The following is a 16810-nucleotide window of genomic DNA, read 5'->3' as shown; positions in this document are numbered from 1 at the left end:
GCGCGTCAGGCCCGCGCGACCCCCGTCACGATCCACCGGTCGCCGCGCGCCCGCAGGCCCAGCGTGAGCGCCCGGGCGCCGATGTAGACGAGGCCGAAGGCCGCCCACAGCGCGAGGAGGGCGGGGGTGCCGGCGACGCGGCCGGTCTCGGTGAGCCAGGCCACGAGGATCAGGGCGGGCGCGTAGATCGCGAGGTTCACGAGGCCCGCGAGGGCGAGGTAGCGGGCGTCGCCGGCGCCGATCAGCACGCCGTCGAGCACGAACACGTAGCCGGCGACAGGCAGGCCGACGGCGAGCACGAGGGTCACGGCGGTCAGCATGCGGTGGATGTCCGCGTCGCCCGTGAAGACCGGCCCGAGCAGCGGCGAGAGCGCCGCGAGCACGAGGCCGAGGATCGCGCCGAGGCCCACGCCCCACTGCACCAGCCGGCGGGACACGGCGCGGACGCGCGGCACGTCGTCGGCGCCGAGCCCGTGGCCGACGAGCGCCTGGCCCGCGATGGCCAGGGCGTCGAGCACGAACGCGACGGTCGAGAAGAGGGTCAGGGCGATCTGCAGGGTCGCGAGCCCCGTGACCCCGAGGCCCGCGCCCACGGCCACCGTCGCGAGGATCGCCGCCCGGAGCGACGCCGTGCGCACCAGCAGCCAGCCGCCGGACGCCGCCGAGCGCGCGACCCCGCGGAGGCCGGGCCGCAGGGTCGTGCCGTTCTCCCGGGCCGCGCGCACCGCGATCGCGACGAAGACCGACGCCATGCCCCACTGCGCGATGACGGTGCCCCACGCGGATCCGGCGATGCCGAACCCGAGCCCGTAGATGAGGAACGCGTTGAGCGCCGCGTTGGCCGCGAAGCCCGAGACCGCGACGACGAGCGGGGTGCGCGTGTCCTGGAGGCCGCGGAGGAGGCCGGTCGCGGCGATGACGAGGAGCATCGCGGGCATGCCGGCGAGCGAGATGCCGAGGTAGGTGCGCGCGGCGTCGACCACGGCGGCGGTCGCGGCCGGATCCGCGTCGGCGCCGCCGGTGTCGGCGAGGGCGCGCACGAGCGGATCCGCGACCACGAGCCCCACGACCAGCACCACCGCGCCGAGCGCGAGCGCCAGCCACAGGCCGTCGATGCCCGCGCGGATCGCGCCCGGCCGGTCGCCCGCGCCGAGCCGTCGCGCGACCGTGGGCGTGGTCGCGTACGCGAGGAAGACGAGGAGGCCGACGATCGTCTGAAGGATCACGCTCGCGATGCCGAGGCCCGCGAGCGGCGCGCTGCCGAGGTGGCCGACGAGCGCCGTGTCGGTGAGGAGGAACAGCGGCTCGGCCACGAGCGCGCCGAGCGCGGGCACCGCCAGCGCGAGGATCTCCCGGTCGAGCGGGCGGCGGATCCGCGGGCCGCGCCCGGTGGGCCCGCGCCCGGCTGACCCGGACCCGGGTCCGGCCGGCCCGGATCCGCCCTCGGACGCGCCCGTCAGCGGACCGCGTGCGCCAGGCGCTGCACGACGCCCGCGGTCGCGGCCGTGAAGGCGCGCGCCACCTCGGGGTCGAGCGACGCGAGCGAGATCGGTCCGCGCTCGGCGATGTGCGCGTCGTACGGCACCGTGAAGATCTGGGCCGGGCGGGCGTCCTCGAGGATGCGGTCGATGCGCGCGACGACCGCCGGATCCTCCGGGCGTCCGTCGTGGAGGCGGATGATGACGGCGTTGTCGGCCAGCATGGCCGCGTGGCCGCCGAGCTCGCGCAGGAAGTCGAGCAGCGCGACGGCCTCGAGCACCGCGTCGCCCGCGTTGAGCACGGGGACGACGAGCACGTCGGTGACCTCGATCGCACCGCGGAAGGCGGACGACGACGGCTGGTTGCCGGAGTCCATCACGCGCATCGCGTAGTACTCGTCGATGAGGCGGGAGACGCCGATCACGTCGTCGCCCGTGAGCTCGCGACGCGGCCCGACGGACGCGACGACGGACGCGAAGCTCGTCTGCGGCGCCGTGTAGCCGGCGAGCTGGCCGGCGCTGTGGATCTCGTCGCGGTCGCGCACGAGCTCGCCGAGCCCGCGGGTCGGCTGGCCCTCGGCGCGGTAGCCGAGCGCTCCGGGATCGTCGGTGACCTCGACCACGGCGACGGATCCGCCGCGGATGGAGCCGAGCACGCCGCCCAGGATGAGGGAGGTGGGCGTCTTGCCGACGCCGCCCTTGCGGTTCGCGACCAGCACGCTGACCGCGCGCGACCACGTGGCCTGGCGGATCACGCGCTCGTCGCCCTCGCGCCGGGTGACCTCCGCGTTCGCGGCGGCCTCCTCGGCGCCGGGCGCGATCTTGAAGACGCCGCCCGTGACGCTGTTGAGGAAGCCGCGGAAGCCGGTGCGCGCGACGACCGGGCCGCGCGGCGGGCGCTGGCCGGTCTGCTCGGGGAAGAGGGTGAGGCTGCTCGTGGCGGCGTCGGCGCGGGGGGTGCGCATGACGTAGCGCTGCGGATCCGCGTCGGGGAACGCCGTGAGGTCGCTGCCGGGACGGCGGTCGTCGGCGGGCTCCTCGGTGTCGGCGGGCGCCGGGGGGAGGGAGGAGATCGGGTGCGGCTCGGGTGCGGGCGCCGGGGCGGTGCGCTCGGGGACCGCGGGGGTGATCGGGACCTGCCGCGTGTCCGTCGGCTCGGATGCCGTCACGCCGTCCGTGCTCGCGTCGTCCGCGGACGCGCCATCGCCGTCGCCCTCGGTCGACGGACGCAGCGGCATCCGGAACGGGTGCGCGTCGTCGGCCTGGGGCGCGGGGACGGCCCACGCGGATCCGACCGCCGGCGCGACGAACGCGTCGAAGGGGGAGGGGGCGTCGCCGTGCGCGGAGGCGCCCGCGGGGAGCTCCTCGGCCGCGTCGTCCGCGTCCTCGGCGGCGTCCATCTCGGCCTCGCGCTCGTCGTCGACGAACAGCTCGTCGAACGCTCGCGTGCCGACGATCTCGACGTCGCCGGTGTCCGTGTCCTCGTCTTCGCGGGCGTCGACCGCGTCGACCGCGTCGATCGGGAGGTCGGCGGCCGCGTCGGCCCCCGCCGCGCCGGGCGCCGCGAGGTCGTCGATGCCGTCGGCCTCGTCGTCGAAGGAGGCGGGCACGTGGGCGGGAGCGACGGCCGTGGATCCCGGACGCACGCGGTCGGGCCCGAACAGCCCGCCCTCGGAGGTGCGGGGGACGGCGGGGAAGGGATCCACCCACCGGTGCGCGTCTCCGGAGTCGCCGGATCCGCGGTTCTGCTCCATCTCCTGCTGGCGGCGACGCAGCTCGCGTCGGCTCAGGATGGGGGGCTCGGAAGCGCCCCCGTCGCGTGCGGCGCCGTCTCGGGGGCCCGGATCCTGCGTGTCGTCGGTCATGTGGCTCGCCTTCGTCGTCCCCGCCTGCGCGGACGAGGCTACCAGGGGAGCCGTTCCGGCCCGGAATCGCGGGGGAGGGACCTCCGGACCCTCGTACGGGGCACAGACCCCGCCTCGGTAGTCGGACCCGCGGATCCCCCGCGCCACTGGTGATCGACGCGGCCGGTACCGGTTGTCCCCCGTCGGCCTCGGCGGCGGCGGATCGCCGACCTAGCGTCACGATGTCGCCCGATTCGTGGCGACGCAGGGGGCAGGACGATCCGCGAGCCGGATGCGGGGCCCGCACTATCAGGGGGATCACCTTCATGGCACTTCACGCAGAGCGTCCGCGCATGTCGCGTCGCACCAAGACCATGGCGTTCCTGTCCGGGGGCCTCGTCCTCGGCCTCGGCGTCACGGCCACCCTCGCCGCCTGGACCGACTCCGAGTGGGTCTTCGGCGGCGGCAACGGCAGCGGCCCCGGCCTCGGCACCTCGACCTTCGAGGTCGAGCAGAACGTCGTCGCGCCCTTCGCCTCCACCGGCTTCACGCAGAACGAGACCAACCCCGGCCAGGACCTCACGTTCTCGCCCGGCGCCCTCGCGCTCATCCCCGGCAACACGGTCTACGCGCCCGTCGCGCTCCGCACCTCCGCGGGATCCGTCGCCGGAACGCTCCTCCTGCAGGACTCCGAGCCCGCCACCGGCACCGCGAACGCGGCCGTGGACGCGAACAACCTCCTCCTCGGCGCGCTCAACCTCCGGGTCGCGACCTCGGCGACCTCGGCCACCTGCGACGCGACGTCGTTCGCCACGGCCGCCAACGTCATCGCCGCCGGCCCGCTCGCCACGGCCGAGCCGACCGCGGCGCAGACGCAGGCCCTGGCCGCGAACAGCACGTCGGTGCAGTACTACTGCTTCGAGATCACGCTGCCCACGGCACCGACCCTGCCGGCCGGCACCACGGTCGACGCCCTCCAGGGCCGCGCGGTCACGCCGGCGTGGGAGTTCGCCGGCACGTCGGTCGCGTCGGTCAACTAGCCGGATCGGGCCCGTGCCATGACCGCCGAGGGCGCCGTGACGGCGACACGGAGAGGGGACCGCGACGCGCTCGCGGCCGCCCGCCGTGACGCCGTCGCGGCCGCCCGCGCGCGGGCGCGGCCCCGGCGCACCGTCGGCGTCGTCGTGCGCGACGTCGTCATCACGCTGCTGGGGCTCGCGGGCGTGGTGGTCATCGCGTGGACCGTGCTGTCGCGGATGCTCGGGCTCTCGCTCGTGGTGCTGCTGACCGGGTCCATGGCGCCGACGCTGCCGACCGGGTCCGTCGCGATCATGGCCGACGCCGTGCCCGCCGCCGACCTCGAGGTGGGCGACGTCATCAAGGTGCAGCGGCCGGGGTACGACCTGCCGGTCACGCACCGCATCATCTCGATCGGCGCCGTCACGGGCGAGGTCGAGCAGCCGACCGCGGGCGTGGACCCGCAGGACCCGGCCGCCCGCCAGGTCGTCCTCCAGGGCGACGCGAACGAGACCGCCGATCCCGCGCCGTACGTCATCGCGTCGGCGGACCGCGTCGTGTTCGGCGTGCCGTACCTCGGCTACGCCAACCGGATCCTGCACACGCCGCTCGTGCTCATCGGGCTCGCGGGGGCGCTGCTGCTGCTGCTCGTCGGGACGTCGCTGCCGTCGGGCCGGAGCCGCGGGCGCCGGGTCGCGGGGGCGGATGCCGGACCGGACGCCGATCCCGACGAGGACCGGCACGTCGCCACCGCGGCGGCCATGTCCGCGCCGGCGCGCGCCCGCCGGTCCGCGCTGACCCGGGCGGCTGCGCGTGCGTCGGATGCCGCACCGGCTGTCGGTGCGCGGGCCGGCGTCACGACGGGCCCGGATGCGACGGCCGTCGCCGCTGCGCCGGCGGGCGCCGCATCCACCACCGCGCCCACTCCCACGAGCCGTCGCGAGGCGCGCGCCGCCGCCTCGGCCGGTCGCGCCCGGTCGCGCCGCTCGGACCACGCGGCGCGCGCCGCCCAGACGGCGCGGGAGTCGCACGCGGCCCATGCCGCTCGCGCGTCCCGTGGCGCGCGCCCGGAGCGCCCCGCCGACGCGCCGCGAGCCGCCCACTCGGCGCGTGCCGCGGATGCGCCCCGGCCGACGCGCGCCCGCCGATCCCCGGAGGTGCCGCCCGTGGCCGCGCCTGCTCCCGCTGCTGCGTCTGCCGCGCTCGCTGCCGCTGCCGCGCCTCCTGCCGCTGCGCCTGCCGCGCCCGCTGTCGCCGCTGCTGCGTCTGCCGCGCCCCCTGCCGCCGCTCCTCGCACCCGGCGCTCGATCCGTGCCGCCGAGACGTCGATGTCCGCTCCGGCGCCGCGCGCCGCGCACTCGGCGCGCTCCGTGGACGCGCCGCGCGCCGCGCGCGCCGCCGACACGCGTCCGACCCGCCGGTCGTCCTTCGTGCCGCTGCGCTCGGGGGACGCCGCGGCCGTGCCGACGGGCATGCCCGTGCCGCCCGCCGCCTCCGCCGCGCCGGCTGACCCGTCGGCTCCCGCGGCCGCCGCCGCTCCCGCCGTGCCGGCCGCCGCCCCCGCTGCTGCTCCGCCCGCGCCCGCCGCTGCCGCGCCCGCAGCCGCACCCGCCACCCCGCCCCTAGCCGCCGACGCCCTGCGTCCGCGCGACCGCGCCCGTCGCGCATCCGGTCGCCGTGCGCGCTGACGCGGCCCGGGCACCCCTCCGCGGGATGCTCGCCGCCGCCGCGGTGCTCGCCCTCGTCGGCGGGCTGTCGCTGATCGGCGCCCGCGCCACCGCCGCCATCCTCGACACGCCCGACACCGGCATGCCCGGCCGGCTCTCGGTCTCCTCCGAGTGGACCGCCGCCTTCCTCGACGTGGCACCCGGCGAGCACGGCCACTGGATCATCGACGCCGGCATCGCGGACGCCGAGTCGGCGACGCTCGCCGTGGAGATCCGCTCCGGCGGGGAGCTCGCCGACCTCGACCGCGGCGTGCTCCTCCAGGTGGACCGCTGCGACGACGAGTGGGTGCCCCCCGCCACCGCTGCGCCGCGCACCGCGCCCACCTGCGCCAGCGGCACCGCCTCCGTCCTCGCGCCCACCCCGCTCCGCGAGTTCCGCGGGTCGACCGACCGCATGGACCTGCCGGACATCACCGCCGCCGCGGGCGAGCACCTGATGCTCACGGCCTCGGTCGATCCCGCCGACAGCGGCGACGAGCGGATCATGGGCCGCTCCGGCACCGTCGCGGTCGGCCTGCACGCCGAGAGCGCCGATCCCGCCGCGGTGCCCGTGCCCGTGGACGCGGCGGCTCCGCCCGTGGGAGGGACCACGGGGTTCGCGGGGATCCTGCCGCGTACCGGCAACGCGCTCGACGTGCTATCGCTCGCGCTCGTGGCGGTCGGCGCGCTCGGCCTCGGCCTGCTCGCGCGCGGCGGCGCGGGACGCCGTCGCGCCCCCGCCCGGCGCGCGAACCGCGCCCGCCGCGCGAACCGCGCCCGCCGCGTGGACGCCGCTCCCGGTGAGGTGGCCGCGTGACCGCCGCCCCCCGTCGCCGCGACGCCCGTCGCCGCGCGCCGCGCACGCCGATCCTCCGCCGCCTCCTCGCGGGCGGCCTCCGCGCCCTCCCCGCCCTCCGCCGCCTCTCCGGCCCGACCGGCCTCCGCCGCCCCGCCCTCGTCGCCGCGGGGGTCGCCGTCGCGCTCGTCGCCGGTGCCGTCACGCCCCCGGTCGTCCCGTCGGAGGCCGCCTGGCGCGACGCCGAGTGGATGAAGTCGCGCGTCGCGACGGAGAACCTCACCTGCGGCACCAGCACCGGCTTCACGACCACCGCGTCCGCGCGCTTCCTCCGCGGCAGCCTGATCGGCACGAACCTCGACGCGGCCGGGAGCCTCGCCGGCCTCTCCGCCGTCGACGACGCGCGCCCGGGATCGCAGCCCACGCCCGCGAGCGCGCCGAGCCCGGCCACCGGCGTGTACGTCAACCCGCTCGTCGCGCAGGCCCTCGGCACCACCGCGACGCTCGACCTCACGGGTCTGAACGCGGGCCTCCCCGCCGGATCCGCGGGTGCGCTCAACCAGTACGTGCGGGTCACCGAGACCGGCACGTCCGCCGCCGCGAGCGGCCTCGTCTCGAACTCGGGCGCCGTCGGCGTCACCGGGACCCCCACGTCCCCCGCCCTGCCCGGCCGCGCGACCATCGACCTCGACCGGGTGCTCGCGAGCGTCAACGCGACCACCGGCACCTCGGCCCTCACCACCACCCGGCTCGCGCTCGGCGCCGTCGCCTCCAGCTCGGTCCTCGACTGGTGCAGCGGGCGCCGGAACGCGGTGTGGGGGAACGGATCCCTGCCCGGCTCGACCCGGCAGTACGGCATCGCGGGTCTCGAGCTCACCGCCGTGAGCCCGGCCGTCCGCGGCATCACCGGCACGACGACCACCGCCGCGACCACCGGCGTCACGGCCGCGGCCGCGCTGCTCACCAGCGGCTCCTCCACGACGACGCCCACGGGCGCGATCGCGGACGCCATCCGCAGCACGATCCTCTCCACGCTCGGCGGCATCGGCAGCACCCTCGGCCTCACGGCGCTGACGGGCACGGTCAGCGTGACGGGCGTCGACGCGGCGGCCACGGCGGTCGCGCCCCTGCTCACGGCCCCGCTGCGGAGCGCCGACGGCAGCGTGGCCGTCGACCTCGCGACCGGCACCGTGACCGTCGACCTCGCCTACTTCCTCGGCAGGGGCCCGAACGGGCTCAACGGGAAGGCGCCGAACACGGAGATCCTCGTCGACGCGGCGACGCTGAGCACGGTGGCCGCGAGCGTCGGCGCGCTGATCGACCAGCGCAGCGCCGACATCCGGGCCGCCATGACGACGGCGCTCCAGAAGGTCACGGTCGTCGTCGACGTGACCGCGAACGTGACCCTGCAGCCGCTCCTCGGCAGCCCGATCCCGGTCCTCGCGCTGCGGTCGCAGTTCTCGGGCACCCTCGCCGACCTCGTCGCGGGCAAGCAGTTCACGGTCACGGCGACGGCCCTCAGCCTCGGGACCCTGGGCTCGGTCGTGGCGGGGCTGCTCTCGGCGCTCGGCTTGGGATCCGTCTCGGCGCTCGGCGATCGCCTGGTGGCCTCGCTGACCACCGGGCTCGTCGCGCCCGTGCGGAACGCCGTCACCACCGGTCTCGCGGTGCCGGTCACGAACCTCGGCACGAACCTCGCCGCCGTCTCCGCGGGCGCCGTCACGGGCGTCGGATCGCTCGTCAACGCCCTGCCGCGCGTCCTCTCGCTGCAGGTCAACGTGCAGCCGGACCAGGCCGGGGCGCCCGCCGGATCCACGTACCTCCCCGCCATCGGCCGGAGCACGAGCGCGGAGTACACCGTGACGGCGCTGCGGCTCGGCCTGCGGGTCGCCGACGCGGTGACGGGGACGCCGTTCTCGGTCACCGAGCTCGCCACCTCCACGGCCGGGCGCAACGCGTACCGGACCCCCTGATCCGGGTCGGTTAGGGTTCCCTTCGTGAATCCCCCGTCCGCCGGTGCAGACCGAGCTCCCGCCGCGGACGAGCGCGAGGCCGCCGTGTCCGCCGTCGCCGCCGAGCTCGCCGGCCTCCTCATGTCCATCCGCTCCCTCCGCGTCGAGGAGGCGGCCCTGTTCCACCCCGGCCTCCAGCCCGGCGCCTTCGCGGTCGCCCGGTGGCTGCGCACGGACGGGCCGGCGTCCGCGGGCGCCGTCGCGACCGGCCTCCTCATGGACAAGAGCTCCGTCAGCCGGCACCTCCGGGTGCTGCGCGAGGAGGGCTTCGTGCAGGACGAGCCGGATCCCGCGGACCGCCGCTCCACCATCCTCAGCCTCACGCCGCGCGCCGAGGAGCGCCTCGAGGCGGTGCGCGCCAGCACGCGCGGCCGGCTCCAGAACCGCCTCCACGCGTGGGACACCGACGATGTCGAGCGGCTCGCCCAGGCGCTGCGCCGCTTCAACCTGTCGCCGCGCGACCGGCCCGCGGAGGACTGACGCGGCGGGACTCCTCCTTCGTTCTTCTCCTGAGAGGCGGGACGCTGCTGCCACGCGGACGAAGCTCAACCTTTGCTGCATCGACGTCCGGAGCTCGTCACATCCGATGCGGAGACTGATTCAGGGCCACCGAATCGACTCTGAGATGCACCTGCGTCGAGACGTTCGTGCCGCGCGTTGTCCTCATATTCGGGGACGCGGGGCGTTCTGGATCGTAGTCCGAGCACCCGTTTTGTCAAACAAACGGTGATGTGTTGTGCGCAGGTCACATGAGTGCTGTCATGGATCCACGCCATCACGCGACGGGGGTTCGTTTTGACATTCAGATCCAGGGTTTCCACGGTGATCGCCGCCGTGACGTTGAGCGCTTTGCTCGGGGGCTGCACCGGCACGTCCTCCGGAGGTGTCGACACGAGCACGTCACCCTCAGCACATGGCGACAGCGCGGAGAGCACGCCGCCGCTCGAGGCTCAAGCGGTCCGAGATCCATTGGATCGGGTCACCACGAGGGGGTCCGGGAGCTTCGTCGCCGACACCGTCCAGCCCCTTCTCCACCAGGAGGGTGCAGGGCCTCAGAAGTTCACGATCGACAGGCCAGAAGGTGGCGGCGCGCAGATCACCTTTTACGTCGCCTGCTCTGCGGGGGACTTCACCGTGACCGTCGGAACGTTCTACTCGGGAGCGTGCACTCCTGACTTCCAGAGCAACGGGAGCATTCCGGTCCCTGAAGGGGAGGGACCTCTGGTCGTGGATCTCGACGTCGGACCCGACGTTCGATACTGGATCTTGGCGATACCGCGACAGCAGTGACAGTCACTGCGTCGAAATAGGGGGAAAAATGAAGAAAGCAATCGGGGCATTGGCACTCACTGCGCTATTCATCGCCGTCTCAGGCTCGTCGGCTTCGGCAGCGCCTGTGTCGTCGAAGGATGATGGCCAGGTGAGGCCGAATGCCGAGTGCTCGGGGAGCAACATCGTCTACAAGACCACCGGGGTGTCCTCGGTATTCACTCAAGCGCCGGGTTCCATGAGCTCTGTCACGGGCGGGCCGGGTGTGACGTTGCAGATCGATACGACAGTCTCGTTCGAGGTCTCCGGCAGTATCAACGCCACCACGAGCGTGTCGCTGAGCAGCGTCGTGGCCAGCGTCCAGCAGGACGTCGGCGTCACGATCGGCGTCAGCAAGACCGGCACGACGACGAACGGAGGTTCGTGGACCGTCCCGAGCGACTACGTACTCGGACGGCTCGCCCTGGGGGCCGTCAAGTACAGCGGGACGACGACGCAGTACTTGGAGAACTCCGGGTGCAATCTCATCAAGCAGGGCGAATCAGCAGCCTTCGATGCTCCGGCTCAGGAATGGAGCTTCCAGACGTCCCGCGTTCAGTGACGTCATCCTGATCACGAACGCTCCTCGCATCGTATTCGTGATGCGAGGAGTGTTCGTGCGAGCGAGGCGAGACGGCTGATCAGCGACTGAAGTGGGACTCGCGCCTCATACCTCCGTCCTCGACCACGTCCACCGGGGGAGTGCGGACGAGGGAGGGCGGTTGCCGCGGGCGGCACGGGAGCGTGTGTCCGTCACCCCGCCTGGTGCACCGCGTAGCTCGCCACGAAGCCGAGCACCGTCACGAGGCCGGTGAGCGCCTGCGCCTTGCGGAACGCCTCGGGGATCATCGTGTCGCAGATCATCGCGAGGATCGCGCCGGCCGCGAACGCCATCACGACCGACTGCCCGCTCTCCGGCAGGCCGCCGAGCAGCGCGTAGCCGCCGAGGGACGAGAGCGCGCAGACGACGGCGATGGAGATCCAGAGGCCGAACACGTAGCGCGCGCTCCGGCCGCTCTCCTTGAGGTCGGCCGTGCTCGACATGCCCTCGGGGAAGTTCGAGATCACGACCGCCACCAGCACGCCGATGCTCAGCGCCCCGCCGCCCGTGAGGCTGAGCCCCTGCACGGCCGTCTCGGGCACGCCGTCGAGGAGGGCGCCGAGCGCGATCCCCACGCCGGTGCCGCCCCCACCGGTCGACTTCCCGTGGTGCTTCCGCCGGAACCCGCCGTGCTCGAGGATCTGGTCGAGCACCACGTAGACCACCGCGCCCGCGACGAAGCCGCCGAGCGTGGGGATCACGCCGCCGCTCCCCGCCGCCTCGTCGACCAGGTCGAACGACAGCGCCGAGATCAGCACGCCGGCGCCGAACGCCATCACGAGCGCGACGACCTCGCGCGGCACCTTCACGAACCACGCGACGAGGGATCCGACGACGAGCGACAGCCCGGACAGCAGGCCGGCGAGCCCGGCGAGGAGGAGAGGCGACATGGATTCGAGGATGCTCCCAGTAGCAAGCTGAGGCAAGTAAGCACTTGTGATCGTCACGGTCAACTAGTTTCCGAAGCCAAACCCCTCCTGAAACCGCTGAGCCTCATCGTCCCGGCGCCGCCCTTCGTCTTCGTAGCCCGACGCCAGTTCACGCAAAACGCGCGCAGTTTTAGGTGACTGAAATTTTAGTGCGTCTGCCCAGCCTCTAAACCGTTTGGCAAGTTCCCGTTCGCTCTTGCCGCCATCCTCAAGTCCACGGCTGGTTATTCCTCTCTTGTTATATGCCCCCATACTAAACCCGCGGAGCATAGCTTCAGTCGCGAAGTCCTCAATCACGGTGGCGACAGGCCTCGGTGGCCAAACGTCACCACTTGCAGCGTGAGAACGCGCCAGCATCTGACCGATTTGAAGATCCGCAACCCCTCCCCGCCCTGCGGTAATCGCAAGTCCTTGAGCCTCACTCACCCAGGCGCTAAGTTCATGCTCATTGATTTCTTGCGACTTTTGATCACTACCTGGAGTAACCTTCCAATCATTGAGCAACCGCCACGCATTTGTAGCTATTTTCGCATCGACATGAGATGGCTCCTGACCCTCTTCGTCCTCTCCAGAGTAAAGAAGTGACAGGATCTCGATGAAGAAGTGCGGGCTTCGTGCAAGCCGCTGTTGAAGGGTGGAGCTTGTCGGATCAGAATCCAGTATCGGAAGGAGCGCCCATTCCAGCCGCGCTAGTGTCTCCTCTTCAACGCCCGCCGATTGCCGTAATAGCTCCATCAAGTTATTAACTTCGTAACTAGATAGCACGCCAAGTTCGTCGTCTTTAGCGTCAATGAGGCGCTGAAAGCTACTTACGATGAGATCTATATCCATCTCCTCCTTACCATCTCGGTAGTGGGAAAGGGCGTCAAGTGCTAAAGCGACCCTTCCAGCCTCGGCAAGATGCCTTGCCGCCGAGATACCGAATGGGAAATCAGCTCCACGGCCGTACGGATAGAATTCCTTCCAGTAGGCCTCAGTCACAAAATTACTTCGCTTTCCCAAGTCTGCCCAAGCGGCTTCAACGTCATCCGCGAGTTGGAGTAATCGGGCCTGCGCTAAGGGATGGCCCTCGAGCTTGCCTACCAACCAAGAGAGTCGCGGAAAGTCGGCGCGGTATTTCCTACCTAAATACCCTCGAGCAACATCAAAAAGCACCTCAGAAACGCTATCTAGGCTGCGAGCTAGTTCTAATTCATCGATGTCGTATTGCGTGCGCGCTAGAGCATGACCGACTGCATAAGGAGAATCAGCGGCTTGAGCTAGTTCAAGCACGCTTGCGAATCCACCCTCTTGCCATGCCTCTGCGATTGCAGTTTCTCGCCGGGTATCAAGCTCGGCGGCATAGTCTGCTACGACAATACGCGTTCCTAAGTTTAGGAATGCATCAGTAAAAAGCCATGCATACCGGACAGCTGCTCTGAGCGGCTTAAATAGCCGTGCAGCATCAGTAAGCGTCGTAAGCTCCTCTGCCGACATGGCCCACTCGGAATCTGGGTGATCCAGGTGTTGGCGAAGAAGGGTATTGAGCTTCAGCCAAAGAGCTGCTCGCGTCTGCTCATCGGTTATCTGCGTCTCCGCGAGCCGCTCAATAGCAGTTCTGCGGTATTGATGAGGAAGTTTACCTAGATGCTGAACAAGATCCGGCCATAGATTCGGATCTTCAACGAGTCGCTCTAGGCACGATTCAAATATCATTCCCACGGATGCCCAGTATTCGGACTCTAGAATGGTCCGATCCTGGTCGGGCTTCCAGGGGCGAAAGCGCGGCCCGGGTGTACTGCTTACGACTGTAGTTACTCCGGGCAGAAGGGCAACCAGGAGATTCCAGCCAATCACTTGTGCCTCCTTAGAAGGCTGCGCAAGGCATCTGCCCGCTGGTCTACGTTGGCGGCTGTATGCGGCATCCACGGAAGAAATATGGATTCCAGCGACCGAGAAGGGCGGTTGCCTGATTTGCCGCCAGGGTCCAGGGCCGCCAGCCGTGCGATGAGATGGGCCACTTCGGCAAAGTAATCCTCAGACCAAGCGAGAGTTTCAAGAGCCCAAAGAACGAACACGTGCGGGCTTGTTGCCGAGAAGAGATCATCGCTCTCGTTAAACATTCTCTCTTTGAGGGGACCGTTACGGTCGAGCTCTCGGGAGAGCGCGACCATGACCTCGTCTGGTGCTGCTTCGGCGAAAAGTGGTAATAAGTCGACAAGCGAAAGCCATAATGCGCCTGATAAATCATTGTGTGCACGCTCAAGCGTGGCGCGAACAACTAGCTCCGTCCATCCTCGGAGGGTACCTGAACCTAAAGAGACATCTTCCCCGAGTGAGCCAAAGGCTGCCAATGTTGTTGCGATTCCTGTCCTCAGGTCCTTTGAGTGAAGGCGGCCTGGTCCAACAGTGTCAGCACGCCATCGTTCGCTTGCGCCTATTTGGAGCGTTGGGTCGACGGCACCGAGGACCGACTGGATCGCCCTTTCTAGGGCGTCAACATCGTCGGTTGTCAGTCGTGAACCAACACTCGCGACATGGATATCTGGTGCAATTACCCTCCAACTGGAGCCGACACGCGTGAACACCGGGTCTGCGGTGAGTGTTGTCGAGGTTAGCAGGGAATCATCAAATGCAGTGCCGAGCACGTCTTCTAGTACGTTCTTATCTCCTGTCCGTTCTGAATTCCAGCCTCCTAGCATCCAGACGCGGCGGAGCTTGGGCATTTCGGCTAGAGCTTGCGAAGTCGCGCTGGATCCAACAGTAAGTTCTCCTAGAAGTGTAGCTCTTAGGAGGGGAAGGCTTCGGTAGGCCGCGACTGCTAAGGTTCGCGTTTCGGTTCCCGCTACGCCCTCTGCGGCGAGCATCTGTTGCACTTGCTGAATGGGCAGTTGAGGAAGCGAGATATTAGACCTGGATCCCGTCTCGACGCGAATGATGACTGAATTACCCGAGGCAAGTTCCGCCTCTCGGATCAGTGATTCTGCAAAGGGTATGAGAATCAAGAGATCTTCGTGATCGCCTAAATAAAGCATTGCACCTGGCTCGAAGACCACGAGGGCGCCCTCTAGGTGTTCGGGATGGCCCTTTTGGGCGGCGTCAATTAGGGTGGCCGCAACGAAGCCGATTACATCGTCAATGCTCACGGCGTCGATGTATATATGCGCCTTCGGTTCGTGGCTCAATATTCTGATCAACTCTCGTGAGGCCTCTTCTCGGCCTACTAGTAAGAGTCGGGACGGGAGGCGGTCATCGACGCGCTTCGTGTACCGACGCCACCAATCTGCAAGAGTGCGGACGCCGTTAGCCGGCATGCCAATGAGTTCCGAAAAGTATACGTGTAGCGAGGGTACCTCGATCATCGCCGAGTGGACAGCAACGGCGTCCCGGACAACCACGTCCTTCCAGGCGCCTTCCGCCCTCCGTTCCGAGGCCCATTTCTCGGCGCCTGGCCATAGTCTTGGAGTCACGAAAACGAAAGTGGTCGCCGATCGATCGACCCCGAGGGGATCATTAGTGCGTTTGGCATAGTCTTTATCCGCTTTTTTCTTCGGATCGGTAGTTACGCCCATCTCCCATACACTGGGGCCGGCGGGGACAAAAGGCGATGCGCTCATGGCCGTGACTGTCCCGTCATAACCCGCGAAGTCCACCGACCGACCGCCGCCCATCGTTAGCTGAATGACGGTGTCGTTGGTACCTCGGATTATGCGACTGATTATGGATGGCAGCTCGGAACGGGCGTCGTATCGCTCAGCCCAAAGCGCTAGGTGTTCGAGACTGGAAAGGTGTGGTAGGCGATAAGACATTGCATTGCCCCTCTTTCCGCGTCATATGTCCTGGAGAAAGACATCTGCGGATCGTGATTTGCGGAGAGCTGGCGTTGGTATCTACACGCCGATGAACAACCTCAGGTGCTTATGCAGTTGAGGTATGTGACACAAGTTTAGTAGCCGAGCTGGTGCTATGGGTCAGTCTTCTGCTCGGAATCCCGCGGTCCATTAGTCGTTGCTTGCCGAGTACGGAGGTCCCGCGGCGTGTTGATCCCCGCGTCCCGCAGCGCGAGCTCCGCGAGCTGGCGCACGACCCGCGGGTCGCCCGCGCGCCAGGCGGCGACCGGATCCGGGTGCGCCTTCAGCAGCGACGCCGGCTTCCGCGACGCGAGCGCCCGCAGCGCGAGCAGCTCGGTGCCGCCGGGCGTCGCGGCGAGCGAGCGGGCGGCGGCCGCGCGACGCACGAACGCGATGCGGCGCAGCAGCCAGTGCCGCACGATGAACGCGATGGGCACGAGCGCCACGAGCAGGCCCAGCACGAGCGCGACGGTGCCGACGAGCGACTGCTGGTCGCGTCCGGCTTGCACGAGGCCCGCGCCGATGCCGCTCGCGTCCTCGAAGGGCCCGCGCGCGGCGTCGCCCACGAGCGGTAGGCGGCCGAGGGCGTCGGCGGCGTCGGCCATGGATCCGCTCAGCTGCGTGCCCGACCGCTCCATGCTGCGGCCGAGGTCGCCGAGCGGGCGGATGAGCGCGGCCACCGCGATCCCGGCCAGCACCGACACGACGATGCTCGCGAGCGCCGCGGTGTCGGCCGCGATCTGCCGGGCGCGGACGAGGGGGAGCGCGGAGTAGAGCTGCATGGGTCCAGCCTGGACCCGCCGAGGGGCCGCGCGTCAGCTCGCCGGGCCGTCGAGCGCGTCGAGCTCCCGCAGCGCCTCGCGCGCCCGCTCGAGGCGGGCGTCCTCCGGCTCGTCCCACCAGCGCGGGCCGCGCTCGCCGAGGCCGTGCTTCGCGAGGCCGACCCGCTCGCGGGCCTTCGCCACCGCATCGCCGTCGCCGCGACGCTTCGCCGCGCCCACGCCAGACCGGCCGCGCCCCAGGTGCGACTTCAGCGCCTCCACGACGTCGTCCGGCAGCGACGGATCCGTTCGCGGCCACCGCCGCCCGCCCACGACCAGCCAGCGCTCCGCGTCGGTCGCGCCGTCGCCGGACCCGTGGCCCGTGTCGTCGGGATTCGCGGGCTCGCTCATCCCCCGACGCTAGCCCGGCGGGATCCCGCTGACCGCCTCCGCACGCACGAGGGCCGGGGCGCACGCACGCCCCGGCCCTCCGATCGGCCCCCCGATCAGCTCAGCGGGTCACCCCGC

Annotated in this window: 14 protein-coding genes; 7 read left to right on the top strand and 7 right to left on the bottom strand. The window is 70.4% G+C overall.

Features of this window, described 5'->3' with window-relative positions:
• Nucleotides 1-5: 5 nt before the first annotated feature.
• Complete coding sequence (locus ACU4ZT_RS15180) at nucleotides 6-1334, bottom strand: MATE family efflux transporter (protein WP_414748839.1); 1329 nt, start codon at nucleotides 1332-1334, stop codon at nucleotides 6-8.
• Nucleotides 1335-1456: 122 nt separating this feature from the next.
• Nucleotides 1457-3343, bottom strand: coding sequence for a MinD/ParA family ATP-binding protein (locus tag ACU4ZT_RS15175; RefSeq protein ID WP_445337495.1), 1887 nt, complete (start codon nucleotides 3341-3343; stop codon nucleotides 1457-1459).
• Nucleotides 3344-3675: 332 nt separating this feature from the next.
• Here ACU4ZT_RS15175 and ACU4ZT_RS15170 point away from each other — a divergent pair, with 332 nt between their 5' ends.
• From ACU4ZT_RS15170 to ACU4ZT_RS15140, 7 genes are all read left to right on the top strand, one after another.
• Nucleotides 3676-4362, top strand: coding sequence for a SipW-dependent-type signal peptide-containing protein (locus tag ACU4ZT_RS15170; protein WP_445337494.1), 687 nt, complete (start codon nucleotides 3676-3678; stop codon nucleotides 4360-4362).
• Nucleotides 4363-4380: 18 nt separating this feature from the next.
• On the top strand, nucleotides 4381-6027 hold the full coding sequence (locus ACU4ZT_RS15165) for a signal peptidase I (protein ID WP_445337493.1): 1647 nt from the start codon (nucleotides 4381-4383) through the stop codon (nucleotides 6025-6027).
• The gene (locus tag ACU4ZT_RS15160) at nucleotides 6017-6862 is read left to right on the top strand and encodes a hypothetical protein (protein WP_445337492.1); all 846 of its coding nucleotides are present in this window, start codon (nucleotides 6017-6019) and stop codon (nucleotides 6860-6862) included. The genes ACU4ZT_RS15165 and ACU4ZT_RS15160 overlap by 11 nt, the downstream gene beginning before the upstream one ends.
• Nucleotides 6859-8814, top strand: a complete 1956-nt coding sequence (locus ACU4ZT_RS15155; protein WP_445337491.1) for a choice-of-anchor G family protein — start codon at nucleotides 6859-6861, stop codon at nucleotides 8812-8814. The genes ACU4ZT_RS15160 and ACU4ZT_RS15155 overlap by 4 nt, the downstream gene beginning before the upstream one ends.
• A 24-nt stretch (nucleotides 8815-8838) precedes the next feature.
• Entirely contained in the window at nucleotides 8839-9333 is a 495-nt protein-coding gene (locus tag ACU4ZT_RS15150; RefSeq protein ID WP_445337490.1) for a MarR family winged helix-turn-helix transcriptional regulator, read from the top strand.
• Nucleotides 9334-9606: 273 nt separating this feature from the next.
• Complete coding sequence (locus tag ACU4ZT_RS15145; protein WP_414748833.1) at nucleotides 9607-10143, top strand: hypothetical protein; 537 nt, start codon at nucleotides 9607-9609, stop codon at nucleotides 10141-10143.
• 28 nt (nucleotides 10144-10171) lie between these two features.
• The gene (locus ACU4ZT_RS15140; protein WP_131798093.1) at nucleotides 10172-10723 is read left to right on the top strand and encodes a hypothetical protein; all 552 of its coding nucleotides are present in this window, start codon (nucleotides 10172-10174) and stop codon (nucleotides 10721-10723) included.
• Between the two features lie 191 nt (nucleotides 10724-10914).
• On the opposite strand, the gene ACU4ZT_RS15135 is transcribed toward ACU4ZT_RS15140, so the two are convergent.
• The 5 genes from ACU4ZT_RS15135 to ACU4ZT_RS15115 form a co-directional block, all read right to left on the bottom strand.
• Nucleotides 10915-11652 (bottom strand): ZIP family metal transporter, encoded by a 738-nt coding sequence (locus ACU4ZT_RS15135; protein ID WP_063070496.1) that lies wholly within the window; start codon nucleotides 11650-11652, stop codon nucleotides 10915-10917.
• A 63-nt stretch (nucleotides 11653-11715) separates the two neighbouring features.
• Nucleotides 11716-13392, bottom strand: a complete 1677-nt coding sequence (locus ACU4ZT_RS15130; RefSeq protein WP_445971902.1) for a hypothetical protein — start codon at nucleotides 13390-13392, stop codon at nucleotides 11716-11718.
• A 131-nt stretch (nucleotides 13393-13523) separates the two neighbouring features.
• Nucleotides 13524-15287, bottom strand: coding sequence for a hypothetical protein (locus ACU4ZT_RS15125; protein ID WP_445337488.1), 1764 nt, complete (start codon nucleotides 15285-15287; stop codon nucleotides 13524-13526).
• 347 nt (nucleotides 15288-15634) lie between these two features.
• Nucleotides 15635-16303, bottom strand: coding sequence for a hypothetical protein (locus ACU4ZT_RS15120; RefSeq protein WP_445337487.1), 669 nt, complete (start codon nucleotides 16301-16303; stop codon nucleotides 15635-15637).
• A gap of 33 nt (nucleotides 16304-16336) precedes the next feature.
• Entirely contained in the window at nucleotides 16337-16693 is a 357-nt protein-coding gene (locus ACU4ZT_RS15115; protein ID WP_414748830.1) for a biopolymer transporter Tol, read from the bottom strand.
• Nucleotides 16694-16810 lie beyond the last annotated feature (117 nt).

This window comes from Clavibacter davisi, assembly GCF_052751415.1.
The sequence above is the reverse complement of the archived record's forward strand: the minus strand, read 5'-3'. Positions and strand labels throughout refer to the sequence as shown.